The organism is Ancylobacter sp. (genome assembly GCF_965279025.1).
GTDB lineage: Bacteria > Pseudomonadota > Alphaproteobacteria > Rhizobiales > Xanthobacteraceae > Ancylobacter.
On the sequence record NZ_OZ257132.1, the window covers coordinates 3,396,355 to 3,411,436 of the forward strand.

The 15,082-nt window shown below is 68.2% G+C and carries 14 protein-coding genes; 5 read left to right on the forward strand and 9 right to left on the reverse strand.

Going from position 1 to position 15,082, the window contains the following annotated elements; translation table 11 throughout:
- Positions 1 to 26 precede the first annotated feature (26 nt).
- From ACQY76_RS15690 to ACQY76_RS15700, 3 genes are all read left to right on the forward strand, one after another.
- Positions 27 to 1,217: an MFS transporter gene (locus tag ACQY76_RS15690; protein WP_428029658.1), complete on the forward strand. Its 1,191-nt coding sequence runs from the start codon at positions 27 to 29 to the stop codon at positions 1,215 to 1,217.
- A gap of 96 nt (positions 1,218 to 1,313) precedes the next feature.
- Positions 1,314 to 1,721 carry an NADH:ubiquinone oxidoreductase subunit NDUFA12 gene (locus ACQY76_RS15695; protein WP_428033031.1) on the forward strand — a complete coding sequence of 136 codons (408 nt, stop codon included), beginning with the start codon at positions 1,314 to 1,316 and terminating at the stop codon, positions 1,719 to 1,721.
- Between the two features lie 131 nt (positions 1,722 to 1,852).
- Positions 1,853 to 2,521, forward strand: a complete 669-nt coding sequence (locus ACQY76_RS15700) for a DUF2155 domain-containing protein (RefSeq protein ID WP_428029659.1) — start codon at positions 1,853 to 1,855, stop codon at positions 2,519 to 2,521.
- On the opposite strand, the gene aat is transcribed toward ACQY76_RS15700, so the two are convergent.
- The 6 genes from aat to ACQY76_RS15730 form a co-directional block, all read right to left on the reverse strand.
- A complete protein-coding gene (aat, locus tag ACQY76_RS15705; protein WP_428029660.1) occupies positions 2,452 to 3,132 on the reverse strand; it encodes a leucyl/phenylalanyl-tRNA--protein transferase in 681 nt (226 codons plus the stop codon). The two genes, ACQY76_RS15700 and aat, sit on opposite strands and share 70 nt — an antisense overlap.
- A 167-nt stretch (positions 3,133 to 3,299) precedes the next feature.
- On the reverse strand, positions 3,300 to 4,652 hold the full coding sequence (gene accC / locus ACQY76_RS15710; RefSeq protein WP_428029661.1) for an acetyl-CoA carboxylase biotin carboxylase subunit: 1,353 nt from the start codon (positions 4,650 to 4,652) through the stop codon (positions 3,300 to 3,302).
- Between the two features lie 10 nt (positions 4,653 to 4,662).
- Complete coding sequence (accB, locus tag ACQY76_RS15715; protein WP_428033032.1) at positions 4,663 to 5,139, reverse strand: acetyl-CoA carboxylase biotin carboxyl carrier protein; 477 nt, start codon at positions 5,137 to 5,139, stop codon at positions 4,663 to 4,665.
- 32 nt (positions 5,140 to 5,171) lie between these two features.
- A complete protein-coding gene (gene aroQ / locus ACQY76_RS15720) occupies positions 5,172 to 5,615 on the reverse strand; it encodes a type II 3-dehydroquinate dehydratase (RefSeq protein WP_428029662.1) in 444 nt (147 codons plus the stop codon).
- 197 nt (positions 5,616 to 5,812) lie between these two features.
- Positions 5,813 to 6,598, reverse strand: coding sequence for a DsbA family protein (locus ACQY76_RS15725; protein WP_428029663.1), 786 nt, complete (start codon positions 6,596 to 6,598; stop codon positions 5,813 to 5,815).
- Between the two features lie 37 nt (positions 6,599 to 6,635).
- Entirely contained in the window at positions 6,636 to 8,111 is a 1,476-nt protein-coding gene (locus tag ACQY76_RS15730) for a M48 family metalloprotease (protein WP_428029664.1), read from the reverse strand.
- A 145-nt stretch (positions 8,112 to 8,256) separates the two neighbouring features.
- Here ACQY76_RS15730 and ACQY76_RS15735 point away from each other — a divergent pair, with 145 nt between their 5' ends.
- The gene (locus ACQY76_RS15735) at positions 8,257 to 9,459 is read left to right on the forward strand and encodes a pyridoxal phosphate-dependent aminotransferase (protein WP_428029665.1); all 1,203 of its coding nucleotides are present in this window, start codon (positions 8,257 to 8,259) and stop codon (positions 9,457 to 9,459) included.
- A 331-nt stretch (positions 9,460 to 9,790) separates the two neighbouring features.
- Here the strand turns inward: ACQY76_RS15735 and ACQY76_RS15740 are convergent, their stop codons facing one another.
- Complete coding sequence (locus ACQY76_RS15740) at positions 9,791 to 10,162, reverse strand: winged helix-turn-helix transcriptional regulator (RefSeq protein WP_428029666.1); 372 nt, start codon at positions 10,160 to 10,162, stop codon at positions 9,791 to 9,793.
- Between the two features lie 155 nt (positions 10,163 to 10,317).
- Between ACQY76_RS15740 and ACQY76_RS15745 the strand changes: the two genes are divergently transcribed.
- Complete coding sequence (locus tag ACQY76_RS15745; protein WP_428029667.1) at positions 10,318 to 11,157, forward strand: NAD(P)H-binding protein; 840 nt, start codon at positions 10,318 to 10,320, stop codon at positions 11,155 to 11,157.
- A 55-nt stretch (positions 11,158 to 11,212) separates the two neighbouring features.
- Here ACQY76_RS15745 and ACQY76_RS15750 read toward each other — a convergent pair whose 3' ends face one another.
- Together ACQY76_RS15750 and ACQY76_RS15755 are read right to left on the reverse strand one after the other, a co-directional pair.
- On the reverse strand, positions 11,213 to 12,040 hold the full coding sequence (locus tag ACQY76_RS15750) for a transglutaminase-like domain-containing protein (RefSeq protein ID WP_428029668.1): 828 nt from the start codon (positions 12,038 to 12,040) through the stop codon (positions 11,213 to 11,215).
- A 179-nt stretch (positions 12,041 to 12,219) separates the two neighbouring features.
- Positions 12,220 to 15,000 carry an Rne/Rng family ribonuclease gene (locus ACQY76_RS15755; protein WP_428029669.1) on the reverse strand — a complete coding sequence of 927 codons (2,781 nt, stop codon included), beginning with the start codon at positions 14,998 to 15,000 and terminating at the stop codon, positions 12,220 to 12,222.
- Positions 15,001 to 15,082: the final 82 nt, after the last annotated feature.

A 15,082-nucleotide genomic window follows, 5' to 3' on the forward strand; every position in this document is an offset into this window, starting at 1 on the left:
TCCGTTGTTGCAGCCCCGGCATAGCCATGACCCCCTCGACCGACGCGGCGGCCCCCGCCAGCGCGCTGACCTTCTTCCTGCTCGCGCTCGCGGCCGGGCTGGGTGCCGCCAATCTCTATTACGCCCAACCGCTGATCGCGCTGATCGCCGACGACATCGGGCTTGACGAGACGCTTGCGAGCCTGGTGGTGACGGTGGGGCAGGTCGGCTACATATTGGGCCTGCTGCTGCTGGTGCCGCTGGGCGACATCGTCGAGAACCGGCGCCTGATCGGGGCGATTCTTCTCTGCGCCACGGCGGGGCTCGCCCTTGCCTTCGTCTCCACCGCCCCGGCGCTGTTCCTGCTCGCGGCGCTGGTCTTTGGCATCGGCTCGGTGGTGGCGCAGGTTGCGGTGCCTTTCGCCGCTCATCTCGCCCGGCCCGAGGAGCGTGGCCGCAAGGTCGGCAGCGTGGTCAGCGGGCTGATGACCGGCATCCTGCTGGCGCGCCCGGCCTCCTCCATGCTGGCGCACTGGTTCGGCTGGCGGGCGGTGTTCCTTCTCGCCGCGCTGGCGATGCTGGCGCTGGCGGTCGGGCTGCGGCTCGCCTTGCCGGAACGCCATCCCGGCGGGCGCACCAGCTATCGCCGCCTCGTCGGCTCGCTCTGGCCGCTGATGCGCTCACAGCCGGTGCTGCGCCGGCGCGCGGCCTATCAGGCGGCGATGTTCGGCGCCTTCACCCTGTTCTGGACGGCGGTGCCGCTGCAATTGGCGGCGCCGGAATTCGGCCTCGGCCAGCAGGGAATCGCAATCTTCGCCCTGGCCGGCGCCGCCAGCGTCGTCATCTCGCCGCTGGCCGGCTGGCTGGCGGATCGCGGCTTCGCCCGCGCGGCGACCGGGGCGGCGCTGCTGCTGGCAATCGCCGGCTTCCTGATGACCGAACTCGGCGCCGTCACGTCTTCCGTCGTGGTGCTGGCCCTCGGCGCCATCGTGCTCGACCTCGCCGTGACCGCCAATCTCGTCTTCGGCCAGCGCGCCATCTTCATGCTGGCGCCGGAGATCCGCTCGCGGCTCAACGCGCTCTACATTGCCACCTTCTTCTTTGGCGGCGCCCTGGGTTCGGCGCTGGCAAGCCCGCTCTACACGATGGGCGGCTGGAGCGCGGTGACGCTGGCGGGAAGCGCCATCATGCTGCTGGCGCTGGCCTATTACGCCACGGAATTCCGCACGCGTGCGTAAGCGCCCGGAGGGCGCGCGGCCGGCTGGACACCAGCCGGTGCGAGTGGCATGTTCCGCCCAAGTTTTAAGGCCGGCGCAGGGACCAATTCCGTGAAGCTGTACGACGTCATCATCGAGACCTTCACCTGGTGGAACGGCCAGACCATGGGCACGCGCTTCCACACGTGGCGCCATGGTGAGTTCGTCGGCGATGACGAGTTCGGCAACCGCTACTACCGCACCAAGGGCCGCAAGATCGATCCGTCGCTCGGCTTCGAGCGGCGCTGGGTGATCTTCAACGGCTATGCCGAGGCCACCGCCATTCCGCCGGGCTGGCACGCCTGGATGCACCAGCGCTCCGACGTGCCGCCGAGCGAGGAGACCTATGTCCCGCACGAGTGGCAGAAGCCCCACCGGCCGAACCCCACCGGCACCGTCAATGCCTATCATCCGCCGGGCTCGGCGGTCGGCTTCGGCCATCGCCCGCAGGTGACCGGCGACTACAAGGCCTGGACGCCGGAGTGAGCCTTCAAAGCCCGGCCGGGCGGGGTGGGCCGCACGCCGCATTTTCGCGGCCGCCCCGACATCGCCGCATTGGCCGGCATCTTGGCCCCCAGCGCGTGCCGGAGGGCTGGTGCGCTTCGCGAGGCTTTTCGGTGCACGGCATTTCCGCCTTCCGTCCCATCTCCCGTTCCTTGCGCGCCGCGCTGCTGGTCGCTGCAGGGTTGATGGCGTTCGCCACGCCGCTCGCGGCCCAACAGGGCTGGCAGGGGGGCGTCGAATCGCAGCCGCTGGCGCCGCCGCCGCTGATGGAAGGCCCGGTGCAGGATCCCGATTCGCCGCCCGGCGGCCCCGGCGTTCCCTCGATCATGGAAGACCCCGATGCCGGCACGCCGCGCGCCCCGGCGGCGGCCCCGCCGGAAGTGCCCGGACAGGCCACGGTCGGCCCAAGCGGCGACATCGAGGTGATCCAGCCGCCGGACCAGAAGGTGGAGAACAAGACGGCCGCGTTCTCCGGCCTCGACAAGATCACCGGGCGTATCACCAGCTTCGACGTGTCGATCAACGAGACGGTGCAGTTCGGCGCGCTGCGCATCACCCCGCGCGCCTGCTACACCCGGCCCGAGACCGAGCAGCAGAACACGACGGGCTTCGTGGAAATCCAGGAGATCGGGCTCGACGGTAAGGTGCAGCCGCTGTTCGGCGGCTGGATGTTTGCTTCCAGCCCCGGCCTGCACGGTGTCGAGCACCCGATCTATGATGTGTGGCTGACCGACTGCAAGCAGACCGACCCGGTGATCGCCTCGCCCGGCGGCCAGCAGTAGAAATCGGCCTCGCCTTCTTCCAGCGCCTGCGACAGCAGCCGGTGATACTGGCGGCGGGGCACCTCGATGGCGCCGAAGCTCTTCAGGTGATCGGTGACGAACTGCGTGTCGAGCAGCACGAAGCCGCCCTTCTTCAACCGCGCCACCAGATGCACGAGCGCGACCTTCGAGGCGTCGCGGGCGATGTGGAACATGCTCTCGCCGAAGAACGCCCGCCCCAGCCGCACGCCATAGAGCCCGCCGACCAGTTCGCCATCCTGCCAGGCCTCGACCGAGTGGCAATAGCCACGCGCATGGAGATCGCAATAGAGCTTGCGGATGCGCCGGTTGATCCAGGTGGAGCCGCGCCCGTCGGCGGGCGCCGCGCAGCCATCGATCACCGCCTCGAAATCATGGTCGATGCGTATCTCGAACTTGTCGGAGCGGATGGTGCGGGCGAGGCGGCTGGAGATGGCGAAGTCGTCGAGCGGGATGACGCCGCGCCGCTCCGGCTCGATCCAGTAGAGACCGGGGTCGTCGGCGCTCTCGGCCATCGGGAAGATACCGCAGGCATAGGCCTTGAGCAGCACTTCCGGGGTGATCTCGACCTGGTGTTCGCGCGGGCGTGACATAGCGTCAGCATGCCGGAGATGCGCGGCGCTGTGAAGGCGCAGGCGTGGCATTCCCGCCTTGAGGCGGGCTTCCACGATGCCCGCACGCGCACCTTGCAAAAACGTGAATGGCCGGGACAAGCCCGGCCAATACGTCGTTCACACCGCTCTCGCAGGGGGCGGGTGCCTCAGGCGCCGGGCTCGCCTTCGGCGAGGAAATGTTCGAGCCAGTGAATGTCGTAGGCACCGCGCTTGATGTCGTCGTTCTCGACCAGTTCGCGGAACAGCGGCAGCGTGGTCTCGATGCCTTCCACCACGAATTCGTTCAGCGCCCGGCGCAGGCGGGCGAGGCATTCCTCGCGCGTGGCGGCGTGGACGATCAACTTGCCGATCATGCTGTCGTAATAGGGCGGGATCGAATAGCCCTGATAGACCGCTGAATCGATGCGCACGCCAAGGCCGCCCGGCACGTGCCAGTAGCCGATCTTGCCCGGCGAGGGCCGGAAGGTGCGCGGGTGCTCGGCGTTGACCCGGCACTCGATCGCATGGCCGTTCAACACCACATCGTCCTGGGTGAAGCTCAACGCCTCGCCGGCGGCGACGCGGATCTGCTCGCGGATCAGGTCGAAGCCAGTAATGGCTTCCGTCACCGGATGCTCCACCTGGATGCGGGTGTTCATCTCGATGAAATAGAACTCGCCATTCTCGTACAGGAACTCGATGGTTCCGGCCCCGAGATACTTCATGTCGCGCATCGCCTTGGCGCAGGTCTCGCCAATGCGGGCGCGCTGCTCGGCGGTGATGGTCGGGGAGGGGGCCTCCTCCAGCACCTTCTGGTGCCGGCGCTGCAGCGAGCAGTCGCGCTCGCCCAGATGCACCGCATTGCCCCTGCCGTCGCCGAACACCTGGATCTCGATGTGGCGGGGCGTGCCGAGATATTTCTCGATATAGACCGCATCATCGCCGAAATTGGCCCGCGCTTCCGAACGCGCGGTGGACAGGGCGGCGGACAGCTCGTCTTCCGAGCGCGCCACCTTCATGCCGCGGCCGCCACCGCCGGCGGCGGCCTTGATCAGCACGGGATAGCCGATCTCATTGGCGACCTTGATCGCCTCGTCATCGGAGGTGACGCCGCCCTCGGAACCCGGCACGCACGGAATGCCAAGCTTCTTGGCGGTGCGCTTGGCTTCGATCTTGTCGCCCATGACGCGGATGTGCTCGGGCTTGGGCCCGATGAAGGCGACGCCGTGATCAATCAGGATTTCGGCGAAGCGCGCATTCTCGGAAAGGAAGCCGTAGCCCGGATGCACCGCTTCCGCGCCGGTGATCTCGCAGGCGGCGAGCAGGGCAGGAATGTTGAGATAGCTGTCCTTGGCAGACGGCGGGCCGATGCACACGCTCTCGTCGGCCAGCTTCACATGCATGGCGTTGGCGTCGGCGGTGGAATGAACCGCCACGGTGGCGATGCCCATTTCCTTGCAGGCGCGCAGCACGCGCAGCGCGATCTCGCCGCGATTGGCAATCAGGATCTTGCCGAACATCAGGCGCGCCTCACTCGATGATCAGGAGTGGCTCGCCATATTCGACCGGCTGCGCATTCTCCACGAGGATTCGGGTCACGGTGCCGGCGCGGGGCGCGGGAATCGCGTTCATGGTCTTCATCGCCTCGACGATGAGCAGCGTCTGGCCTTCCTTCACCACCGAGCCGATATCGATGAAGTACTTGGCGCCCGGCTCCGGGCCGAGATAGGCGGTGCCCACCATCGGCGAGGTGACGAGGCCGGGATGTTTCGAGATGTCGTCCACGGGCGCGGCCGCCAGCGGGGCGGGCACGGCGGTGGCCGCCGGGGCCGGCGCGGCGACGGCGACCGGCGCCGGGGCGGCGGCGTAGACGGTCGGCGGGGCGCGGACGACGCGGATGCGCAAATCTTCCTGCTGTACCTCGATCTCGGTGAGGTCGCTCTCGGAGAGGAGATTGGCGATCTCGCGCACCAGCGCGGGGTCGATGTTCGGCTTGTTGGTTTTCATCATGATCCCGTGACGGTCGCTAGCCGTCTCCCTCAGCTGACCCTACCACCGGCGGTGGCGAGCGCGTCGATGGCGAGCCGGTAGCCATCGATCCCCAGCCCGCAGATAACCCCGCGGGCGACCGGCGACACATAGGAATGATGGCGGAAGGCTTCGCGCGCGAAGACGTTGGACAGGTGGACTTCGACGACATTGAGGCCGACGGCCTTGATGGCGTCCGCAATGGCGACGGAAGTGTGGGTGTAGGCCGCCGCGTTCAGCACCACGCCGAGCGAGCCGCGCGCTTCCTGCAGGAAGCTGACGAGCTCGCCTTCGTGATTGGTCTGGCGGAACACCAGCGCGAGGCTATGGCGCTCGCAGGCGGCGCGGCAGGCGGACTCCACATCGGCGATGGTCGCGCGGCCATAGACCTCCGGCTCGCGCGTGCCGAGCAGGTTGAGGTTCGGTCCGTTGAGAACATGCACCGTGTCGGGCATCGCGCCTCATTCAGCCTGCCGCCGGTGGCCCCATGCCGGGACGGCCGCGGGTTTATAGGCAATGGCTGGCCCCGCGCCAAGCCCCGCCGTGCTTTCCGCAGGATTATCCCCCGGCTGCCTGCCATCGGGCGGCCTTTGCGCAAGCGACGGCGCCGCGCGCGAAGCGGGGCGCCGCCGGCATTAGCGCCGTGTGGACATCAGCACTGGGTCTTGCCGCAGCTGCGCACGGAGGCGATGGCGTCCTTGAGCTGGTCGTGGCCGACCGCGCCGACGACGACCTGGTCGCCCAGCACATAGCTCGGCGTGCCGTCGATGCCGAGTGCCTCGGCCAGCTGCAGGTCATCCTGCAGGGTGGCGTTGACCTCCGGATTGTCGAGCGCCTTTTCCAGCTTCGCCTTGTCGATGCCGACCGCCACCGCGGCCTCGATCGCCTTGTCCTTGTTGGCCTGGCCGCGCTCGCCGAGCAGCTTCTTGTGGAAGTCGAAATATTTGTCCGGGTCGGTCAGGCGCACCGCGACCGCGACCCGTGCCGCTTCCACAGAGCCCGGCCCGAGCACCGGGAATTCCTTCAGGATCACCTTGAGCTTGGGGTCGCCCTTGACGAGGTCGACAAGGTCACCCAGCGCCCGTTTGCAGTAGCCGCAATTGTAATCGAAGAACTCCACGAGCGTGACGTCGCCGTCCGGGTTGCCGACCACGATGCCGCGCGTGGTGTCGTAGATGCGGGGCTTCAGCTCGGCCACGGCGGCTTCGCGCTGCTTCGATTCAGCGGCGGCCTGGCGCTTCTGCAGCACCATGATCGCTTCCTGGATCACTTCGGGATTGTTCACGAGGTACTCGCGGATCACGCCCTCGAACTCCTTGCGCTGGGCGTCGTCGAGCGCGGAGGCGGGGGTGTGCGCGGCGCCGAGCAGCAGGCCCGCGGCGAGGCCGAGCGCGAGGGTCGCGCGGCCGGCGCGGCGTAGGAAGGCGATGGGCGACATGGGCTTCTCCAGCGGGAAAGGGCAGGGCCTGGCCATCTTACGGGCCGGCGCTTTTGCGGCGGGCGTTCGGGTCCACCGGCGGCTTGTAGTTGACGATGTCGTCCGCCTTCAGCCAGCCCGGCGTGCCGAGCTTGAAGCCGTCGCGGGCTCGGGAGCCCAGCGTGCGCGCGAGGCGGAAGTCGCCGCTCATGAAGGCGGCCTGGGCCGAGGCGAGGTCGGCATTGGGGATGTCGCCTTTGCGGCCATAGGCCATGGCGAGATAGCGCCAGCCGGCGGGGGAGGAGGGCTCGCGCTGCAGGCTGAAGGTCAGCTCGCGCACGGCCTCTTCCATCGTCGACTTGTCGTCATTGGCCACGAGGGCTTGGCCGAGCAGCATGCGGATGAGCGGGTTGCCGTCGGAGAGGGCGACGGCGCGGCGCAGCGGCGGCACCGCCTCGCGTGCGCGCCCGGCCTCCAGCAGCGCCTGCCCCTTGATCTCGTGGAAATAGGGGTTGTTCGGCTGCTCGGCGATCAGCGCGTCGATCTGGCGAATCGCGTCCGGAATGCTGCCGAAGCGATAGGCCGAGATCGCCCGCGCATAGCGCGCCGGCAGCGAGGTGTCCGCGCGGCCATAAGCGCGATCGACCGCGTCGGGCGTCTGGGTGAAACCGATCAGCTTGGCCCGCATCATGTCGTGGCGGGCCTGCAGCGCCGGGGAATCCTTGGCGTCGAAATAGGGACTCTTGCGTGCCAGCTCCGAGAGCAGGGCGATGCGCTCGGTCGCCATGGGGTGGCTCAGCACATAGGGGTCGATGCGCTGGCTGAGGAAGATCTGGTCGTTCTGGAAGCGCTCGAACGTCGTCAGCATGCCCTTGGCGGACTGCTTGGTCGCGGTGAGGTACTTCACCGCCGCCTGGTCGGCCGAGGCTTCCTGTCCGCGCTGGTAGGAGAGCAGAGTGCGGCGGATGACCTCCTGCGGCGCCATGATCGCACCGGCGGCGGCCCCGCCCATATTCGCGCCGCTCGCCGCGCCCGCAGCAACGCCGCCGGCGGCGAGCAGCATGGCCACGATGGCGGCGGTCTGCGCCGATTCGAGCTGCTGGCGCATATTGGCCAGATGCCCGCCGGCGATGTGTCCGGTCTCGTGCGCAAGCACGCCGATAATCTCGTTCGGCACCTTGGACTGCTTGAGCGCGCCGGTATTGATGAAGATGCGCCGCCCGTCGGCCACGAAGGCGTTGAAGCTGTCGCTGCCGACCAGCACCACCTGGATGTTCTGCTGCTGGAGGCCCGCTACCTTGAAGATCGGGCGCGTGTAATCGCGCATCAGCGCCTCGATCTCCGCGTCGCGGATGATGCTGGGCTGGCGGCCCTGCCCCTGCGCCCTGGCCGGCCCGGCGGGGATGACCAGCGCGGCGGCAGCGAGAAACGCGGCGCCACGCGCCACGCGCGCGCCGAAGCTGGCGCGGCGGCGCGGCAGGGCGCCCGGGCTTTGCGCGGGCGAGGGGTTGTCAATCAGCAGGGAAGGCATCATCCATCGACACGAAATGTTTCCGGGGGAACTGACGCTGTCGTGAAGGCAGGGTCAAGCCCGCGCATCATCATCTTCTATTGAACGTCTGCCGACACGAGCCGGACAATACGGCAGGGGTGCGGCGGTTTCGGCAAGGTTCGGAAACATGACCTCAACACCGTCGTCAATCCGCCTCGCGGCTGCCTCCCGCCTCGCGGGCCCCTCGCGGCGCAGCGAGATTGCCCCCTTCATCGTCATGGACGTGATGGAGCGAGCGGCGCGGATCGAGGCGGCGGGTGGCCATGTCATCCACATGGAGGTTGGCCAGCCGGCCGCCCCCGCCCCAAGCACTGCCCGCGAGGCGGCCCGGCGCGCGCTCGACCATGGTCGCATCGGCTACACGACGGCGCTCGGCATTCCCTCGCTGCGCGCCCGCATCGCCCGCCATTATGGTGAGACCTACGGCGTCGATCTTGACCCGGGCCGGGTGGTGGTGACGACGGGTTCCTCCTCCGGCTTCCTGCTCACCTTCCTCGCGCAGTTCGAGCCGGGCGACCGGGTGGCGATCGCCAATCCCGGCTATCCGCCCTATCGCCATATCCTTACCGCGCTCGGCTGCGAGCCGGTGCTGATCGAAACCGACGCCGCCTCGCGCTGGGTAATCACGCCGGAGGCGCTGAGGGAGGCGCACCGGCGCACGCCGCTGAAGGGTCTGCTGGTGGCAAGCCCGGCCAACCCGACCGGCACGATGATGCGGCCCGAGGCGCTGGCGGAACTTGTTCGCACCGCCGAGGAACTCGGCATCCGCTTCCTCTCCGACGAGATCTATCACGGGCTGGACTATGCCTTCCCCGCCTCGACGGCGGCGGCGATCAGCCCGGACGCCACCATCATCCATTCCTTCTCGAAATATTTCTGCATGACCGGCTGGCGGGTCGGCTGGATGGTGATGCCGGAAGGCCTGGTGCGCGCGGTGGAGCGGCTGCAGCAGAACCTGATGATCTCCGTGCCGACCCTCTCGCAGATCGCCGCCGAGGCGGCTTTCGACGGGGCACGCGAGATGGAGGCGGTGAAGCATGGCTATGAGGAGAACCGGCTGATCCTCACCACGGGCCTGCCGGCTGCCGGCCTGCCGGAATTCCTGCCTGTCGACGGTGCCTTCTATCTCTATGCCGACGTCTCGCGCTTCACCGACGATTCCGCCGCCTTCGCCCGGCGGCTGCTCGACGAGGCCCATGTGGCGGCAACGCCGGGGGTCGATTTCGACCCGCATCGCGGCCACCATTATCTGCGCCTGTCCTATGCCGGCTCGCCCGCGCAGATGCGCGAGGCGGTGCAGCGCATCGGTGACTTCCTGCGCAAGGGGTGAGGCATGCGGGCCGTTACCTGCGTCCTTCGAGGCTCGCTGCGCTCGCACCTCAGGATGACGGGGGTGCCCGCTGCGCGTGTTCCCAACGGTCGTCATGCTGAGGTGCCGGCCGCAAGGCCGGCCTCGAAGCACGCAGGTGAATGCCGCCCGCGTCTAGCCGCCCGCTATTTCCGTGACTGACTGACGGGGAGGTCCTGCGTCCTTCGAGGCTCGCTGCGCTCGCGCCTCAGGATGAGGGGGGTGTGCCGCCGCGCGTGTTCCCAACGGTCGTCATGCTGAGGTGCCGGCCGCATGGCCGGCCTCGAAGCACGCAGGTGAATGCCGCCCGCGTCTAGCGCGCGGCCGCCGCTGCGTCATAGGTGGCCTGCGCCGCGAGGATGGCGTCCATGTTGTGCTCGGCCCAGTGGGTGAGGGCGGCGGCGGTCTCGGCAAGTGCCCGCCCGAGCGGGGTGAGGGCGTATTCCACCGTCACCGGCACGGTGGGAAAGACGGTCCGCGTCACCAGCCCGTCGCGCTCCAGCTTCTTCAATGTCTGCGACAGCACCTTCTGCGAGATGCCCTTGACGTCGCGCCGCAGATGATTGAACCGCACCGGCCCATCCTCCAGCCGGTCGAGGATCAGCAGCGCCCATTTGTCGGCGAGCCGGTCGAGCACCATCCGGGTGGGGCAGCGTTCTTCATAGACATCGTAGCTGTGTCGCATCTCGTCTCTCGTTTCGGCACGCCGTGCCGGCGGGCAGGTTTCCTCAGCGACACCAGGTGAGATGAAAGTGCTCTCTTTCCGCTCATCTCGATGGAGAGTATGTAGTTAATCGAAACATGGTTTCAAATAGAAACTTTAGAGACAGGAGAGTGAACATGGCAGGGAAGATTCTGGTGCTCGGCGCGAGCGGGCATGTCGGCCGCCCGCTGGTCAAGGAATTGCTCGCCAAGGGCGAGGTGGTGAAGGCGGCCTCGCGGGGCGGGCAGCCGGTGGAGGGCGCCGAGGGTGTCGCGTTCGATTTCGCCGCGCCGGATTTCGCGGCGGCGTTCGAGGGTGTCGACCGCGCCTATGTGATGCTGCCCGGCGGCTATGTGAATTCGAAGGAATTGCTGACCCCCGTCATCGAGGCCGCAGCGGCGCGCCAGGTGAAGGTGGTGCTGCAGACCGCCCTTGGCGTCGACGCGGATGATTCCATCCCTTATCGCCAGGTCGAGCTGGCGTTGATCGCGTCGGGCGTGCCCTATGTGATCCTGCGGCCGAACTGGTTCACCGACAATTTCCTCAATTTCTGGAAGCCGGGCATCGACCATACCGGCGCCATTGCCGTGCCGGCGGGCGAGGGCACGTCGAGCTTCGTGGATGCGCGCGACATCGCTGCCAGTGCCGCTAGCGCGCTCACCACGGACCGCTTCGACGGGCAGGCCTTCAACCTCACCGGGCCGGCAGCGCTGGGCTATGCCGAAGCGGCCGACATCCTCGCGCAGGTGATCGGCAAGCCGGTCGGCTACACCCCGATCGACGACGACACCTTTGTCGGCATCCTCACCGGGGTGGGCATTGGCGAGGACTATGCCCGCTTCCTCGCCACCATCTTCTATCCCGTGCGCGAAGGCTGGACCGCCGGCGTTACCGACGCGGTCAAGACGCTGACCGGCCGCGAGCCGCGCTCGGTGGCGCAGTGGGCGACGGACAACGCCGAAGCGCTCAAGGCCTGAGGCCATAGGCCTGCACTCTCCGGGCCTCGCGCCCGGGGAGTGCGCGTGCCGCAGCCTAGGCGGCGACCTGGTCGGTGATGACCTCGAATCGCTGCAGCATATGCGGCCCGAACGTATGGATCATCGGGATATCGGCGGCGTCGCGGCCGCGCGCCACCAGGATGCGTCCGATGCGCGGCACGTTGTGGCGGGCGTCGAACGTGTACCAGCGTCCGCCGAGATAGGCCTCGAACCAGGCATTGTAGTCCATCGGCGCCGGGTTCGCCGGCACGCCGATATCGCCGAGGAAGCCGTTGCAGTAGCGCGCCGGGATGTTCATGCAGCGCGTCAATGCGACGGCGAGATGGGTGAAGTCGCGGCAGACGCCGACGCGCTCGTTGAACGCTTGCGCCGCAGTGCGCGTGTTGCGGGCGAACTGGTAGTCGAAGCGGATCTGCGCGTTGACGAAATTGCAGATCTGCTGGACCCGGTTCCAGCCCGGGGCGTAGTTGCCGAACAGGTTCCAGGCGGTGCCGGAGAGCTCGTCGACCTCGCAATAGCGGCTCGGCAGCAGGAACTGCAGCACCTCCGGCGGCAGGTCGGAGGGCGCCCATTCGGAGGCGTTGCGGTCGACGACGTCGACATTGCCCGTGTCAGAAACGCTCATCCGGCTTTCGAACCGCACGCCGCCCGGCGGGACGATCAGCCGCCGGCACGTATTTCCGAAGCTGTCTTCATAGTCGACACAGGGAACGTCCCTGCCGTCATAGAGCGACGTGACACTTACGCGCGCGCCTGCAGCGATGTCGGCCTGTCGTTCAGGGTGGGGATCGAGCAGCGTGATCCCGGCCGTGAACTGGTTACAGACGATTTCGATCCGGTAACCGCATTCGATGGTGATCATTCCGTCCCCGCTTCGCGCCATTGCAGGGCAGAACACTGGGAGCCGGTTGAGGTTCCGGGCGGAGATGATGAGATTAACGGCAGGCGGCAAAAGAAAACGGCGCCCTGTGGCGCCGTTCCCCTGTTTAGCAGGCGAGGGGGATGCCCGCGCCGAGGTCCATTACGCGGCTGCGGCCACGCTCACTCGCCGAAGATCTTGCGCTGCCACCAGCCGGTGCGGCGCGGACGGTCGGGCTCCGGCTCGGCCGGCGGGGCGGCCTCGGTGGAAGCCGGCGCCTCCGTCTCGGGTGCGCTCGTCTCCGGCTCGGCGGCGGGTGCCTCGGCGACGGGGGCCGGTGCTTCCGGCACTGGGGCCTCGGCCGGCGCCTCACTCACGCCTTCGCTGTCGGCCGCGACCGCCGGGGCGGCCTCACGCACCGTCGAGCGACGGCGGCGGGGCTTCGGCTTGGCCGCTGCCGGCTCTTCGGCGGCTGCCGTCTCCGGAGCCGGGGCTTCGGCAACCGGCGCGGCCTCGGCCGCAGGGGCCTCGGCCGTCTCGGCCGCAGCCGCCTTGGTGCGACGTCCGCCACGGCGGCCACGACGCGGCTTCTCGTCCTCGGCCGGCGCGGCTTCGGCGACGGTTTCGGGCACAGCCTCGGTGGAGGCCGCTTCCGGCGCGACGGCCGCGTCCTCGGCGACAGCCAGGGCCTGTTCGGCCGGCTCTGCGGCTGTCGGCGATTCCGCCGTCACCTCTTGCGGGCCTTCTTCGGTGGTGGCGTGAACGGCGGTCGGGCCCTCGGCCTCGCCGTCCTCGCCATCATCCTCGAACTCGGCGCCGGCCAACTCAGAACCGGAATCGCCCTCGGAGCCGCGATCGCCATTCTCGCCGTGTTCGCCATTGGCGCCACCGCCGCGCCGCCGCCGACGCCGACGCCGCCGACGGCGGCTGCCGTCTCCGGCCGGGTCGCCATTGGCGGGCGCAGGCTGGGTGCGGCTTTCGCCGGCCTCGCTCTCGCCCTCGGTCTCGGGTTCGTCGGAAGCGACCTTCGCGACCTCGCTCTCGCCCTCCGTCTCGTCCTCGGCGTCATCCGCGACGGCAAGGTCGATCTCGTCCTCCGGCTCGAAGACCAGTTCGGGCGGACGCGGCAGCGGGATCGGGTTCAGAACCGCCTCGCCCTTGTCGATCGCGAAGGGCGTGAGCCCGGTAAGCGACGGGTCGGCCGAGATGGTGATGAGGACGCCGAAACGCTCCTCCAGCTCGTGCAGATGCGCGCGCTTGTGGTTGAGCACATAGAGCGCGTTCTCGGCCCGGGTGCGGATGACGAGGTTATGCGTGTTCGAACGCTGGAGAATGTCCTCGGCGCCGCGCAGCATCTGCAGCGCGACGGACGGCGAGGAGCGCACATGGCCGGTGCCGCCGCAGTGCGGGCAGACCTCGGTGGAGCTTTCCAGCACGCCCGTGCGGATGCGCTGGCGGCTCATCTCCATCAGGCCGAAATGCGAGATGCGGCCGAGCTGGATGCGGGCGCGGTCGTTCTTCAGGCAGTCCTTCAGCTTGCGCTCGACCGCGCGGTTGTTGCGCTTCTCGTCCATGTCGATGAAGTCGATCACGACAAGGCCGGCAAGATCGCGCAGGCGCAGCTGGCGGGCCACCTCTTCGGCGGCCTCCAGGTTGGTTTTCAGCGCCGTGTCCTCGATGTTGTGCTCGCGGGTCGAGCGCCCGGAGTTCACGTCGATGGAGACCAGCGCCTCGGTCGGGTTGATGACGAGATAGCCGCCGGAGCGCAGCTGCACCTGCGGCAGGAACATCGCGTCGAGCTGGCTCTCCACCCCGAAACGGGTGAACACCGGCTGCGTCTCCTTGTAGGGCTTCACGTTCTTCGCATGGCTCGGCATGAGCATGCGCATGAAGTCCTTGGCCTCGCGGTAGCCCTCGTCGCCGGCGACGAGAACCTCGTCGATGTCCTTGTTGTAGAGGTCGCGGATCGAGCGCTTGATCAGCGAGCCTTCCTCATAGACCAGCGAGGGCGCGGTCGAGCCCAGCGTGAGCTCGCGCACATTCTCCCACAGGCGCAGGAGATATTCGAAGTCGCGCTTGATCTCCGGCTTGGTGCGGTTGGCGCCGGCGGTGCGCAGGATGACGCCCATGCCCTCCGGCACTTCGAGGTCGGAAGCGACCTCCTTCAGCCGCTTGCGGTCCTCGGCCGAGGTGATCTTGCGGGAGATGCCGCCGCCGCGCGCGGTATTGGGCATCAGCACCGAATAGCGGCCGGCGAGCGAGAGATAGGTGGTGAGCGCCGCGCCCTTGTTGCCGCGTTCTTCCTTGACGACCTGCACCAGCATGACCTGCCGGCGCTTGATCACTTCCTGGATCTTGTAGGTGCGGGCCCGGCCGCGCGGCGCCCCGCGCTCGGGCATTTCTTCCATGGCGTCGTCGGAGCCGACCTCGTCGACGATCTCCTCCTCGCCGGCGATCTCCTCGATCTCGCCACCGGACTCGTCGTCGGATGAGGAGGGGCGACGGCGGGAGCGGCGGGCGGGGCCGGCATCCGAACCGGCATCGCCCTCGGCGGATTCGCCGGCAGCGTCTTCGGAAACGGTCTCGTCGCCTTCGGCGGCCTTCGGCGCGCCGCGCGGGCGGCGGGTGCGACCCTTGGGCTTGTCCTCGTTCTCCGCCTCGGCGTCCCGCCGCTGCTGGCGCTCTTCTTCGGCGAGCAGCGCCTGCCGGTCGGCGACCGGGATCTGGTAGTAATCGGGATGAATCTCGCTGAAGGCGAGGAAGCCATGCCGGTTGCCGCCATATTCGACGAAGGCGGCCTGGAGGGAGGGCTCTACCCGCGTAACCTTGGCGAGGTAGATGTTGCCGCGCAGCGGCTTGCGGTTGGCGGCCTCGAAGTCGAATTCCTCGACACGGTTGCCGCGCACCACCACCACCCGAGTCTCCTCGGGATGGGTGGCGTCGATGAGCATCTTGTTGGCCATTGAACTCTCATATGGGGCAACGGCCGCGTCGACGTCGCCATGGACGCCGGACGGCTCTGGCCGTGCCAGTAAGCGGAAACTG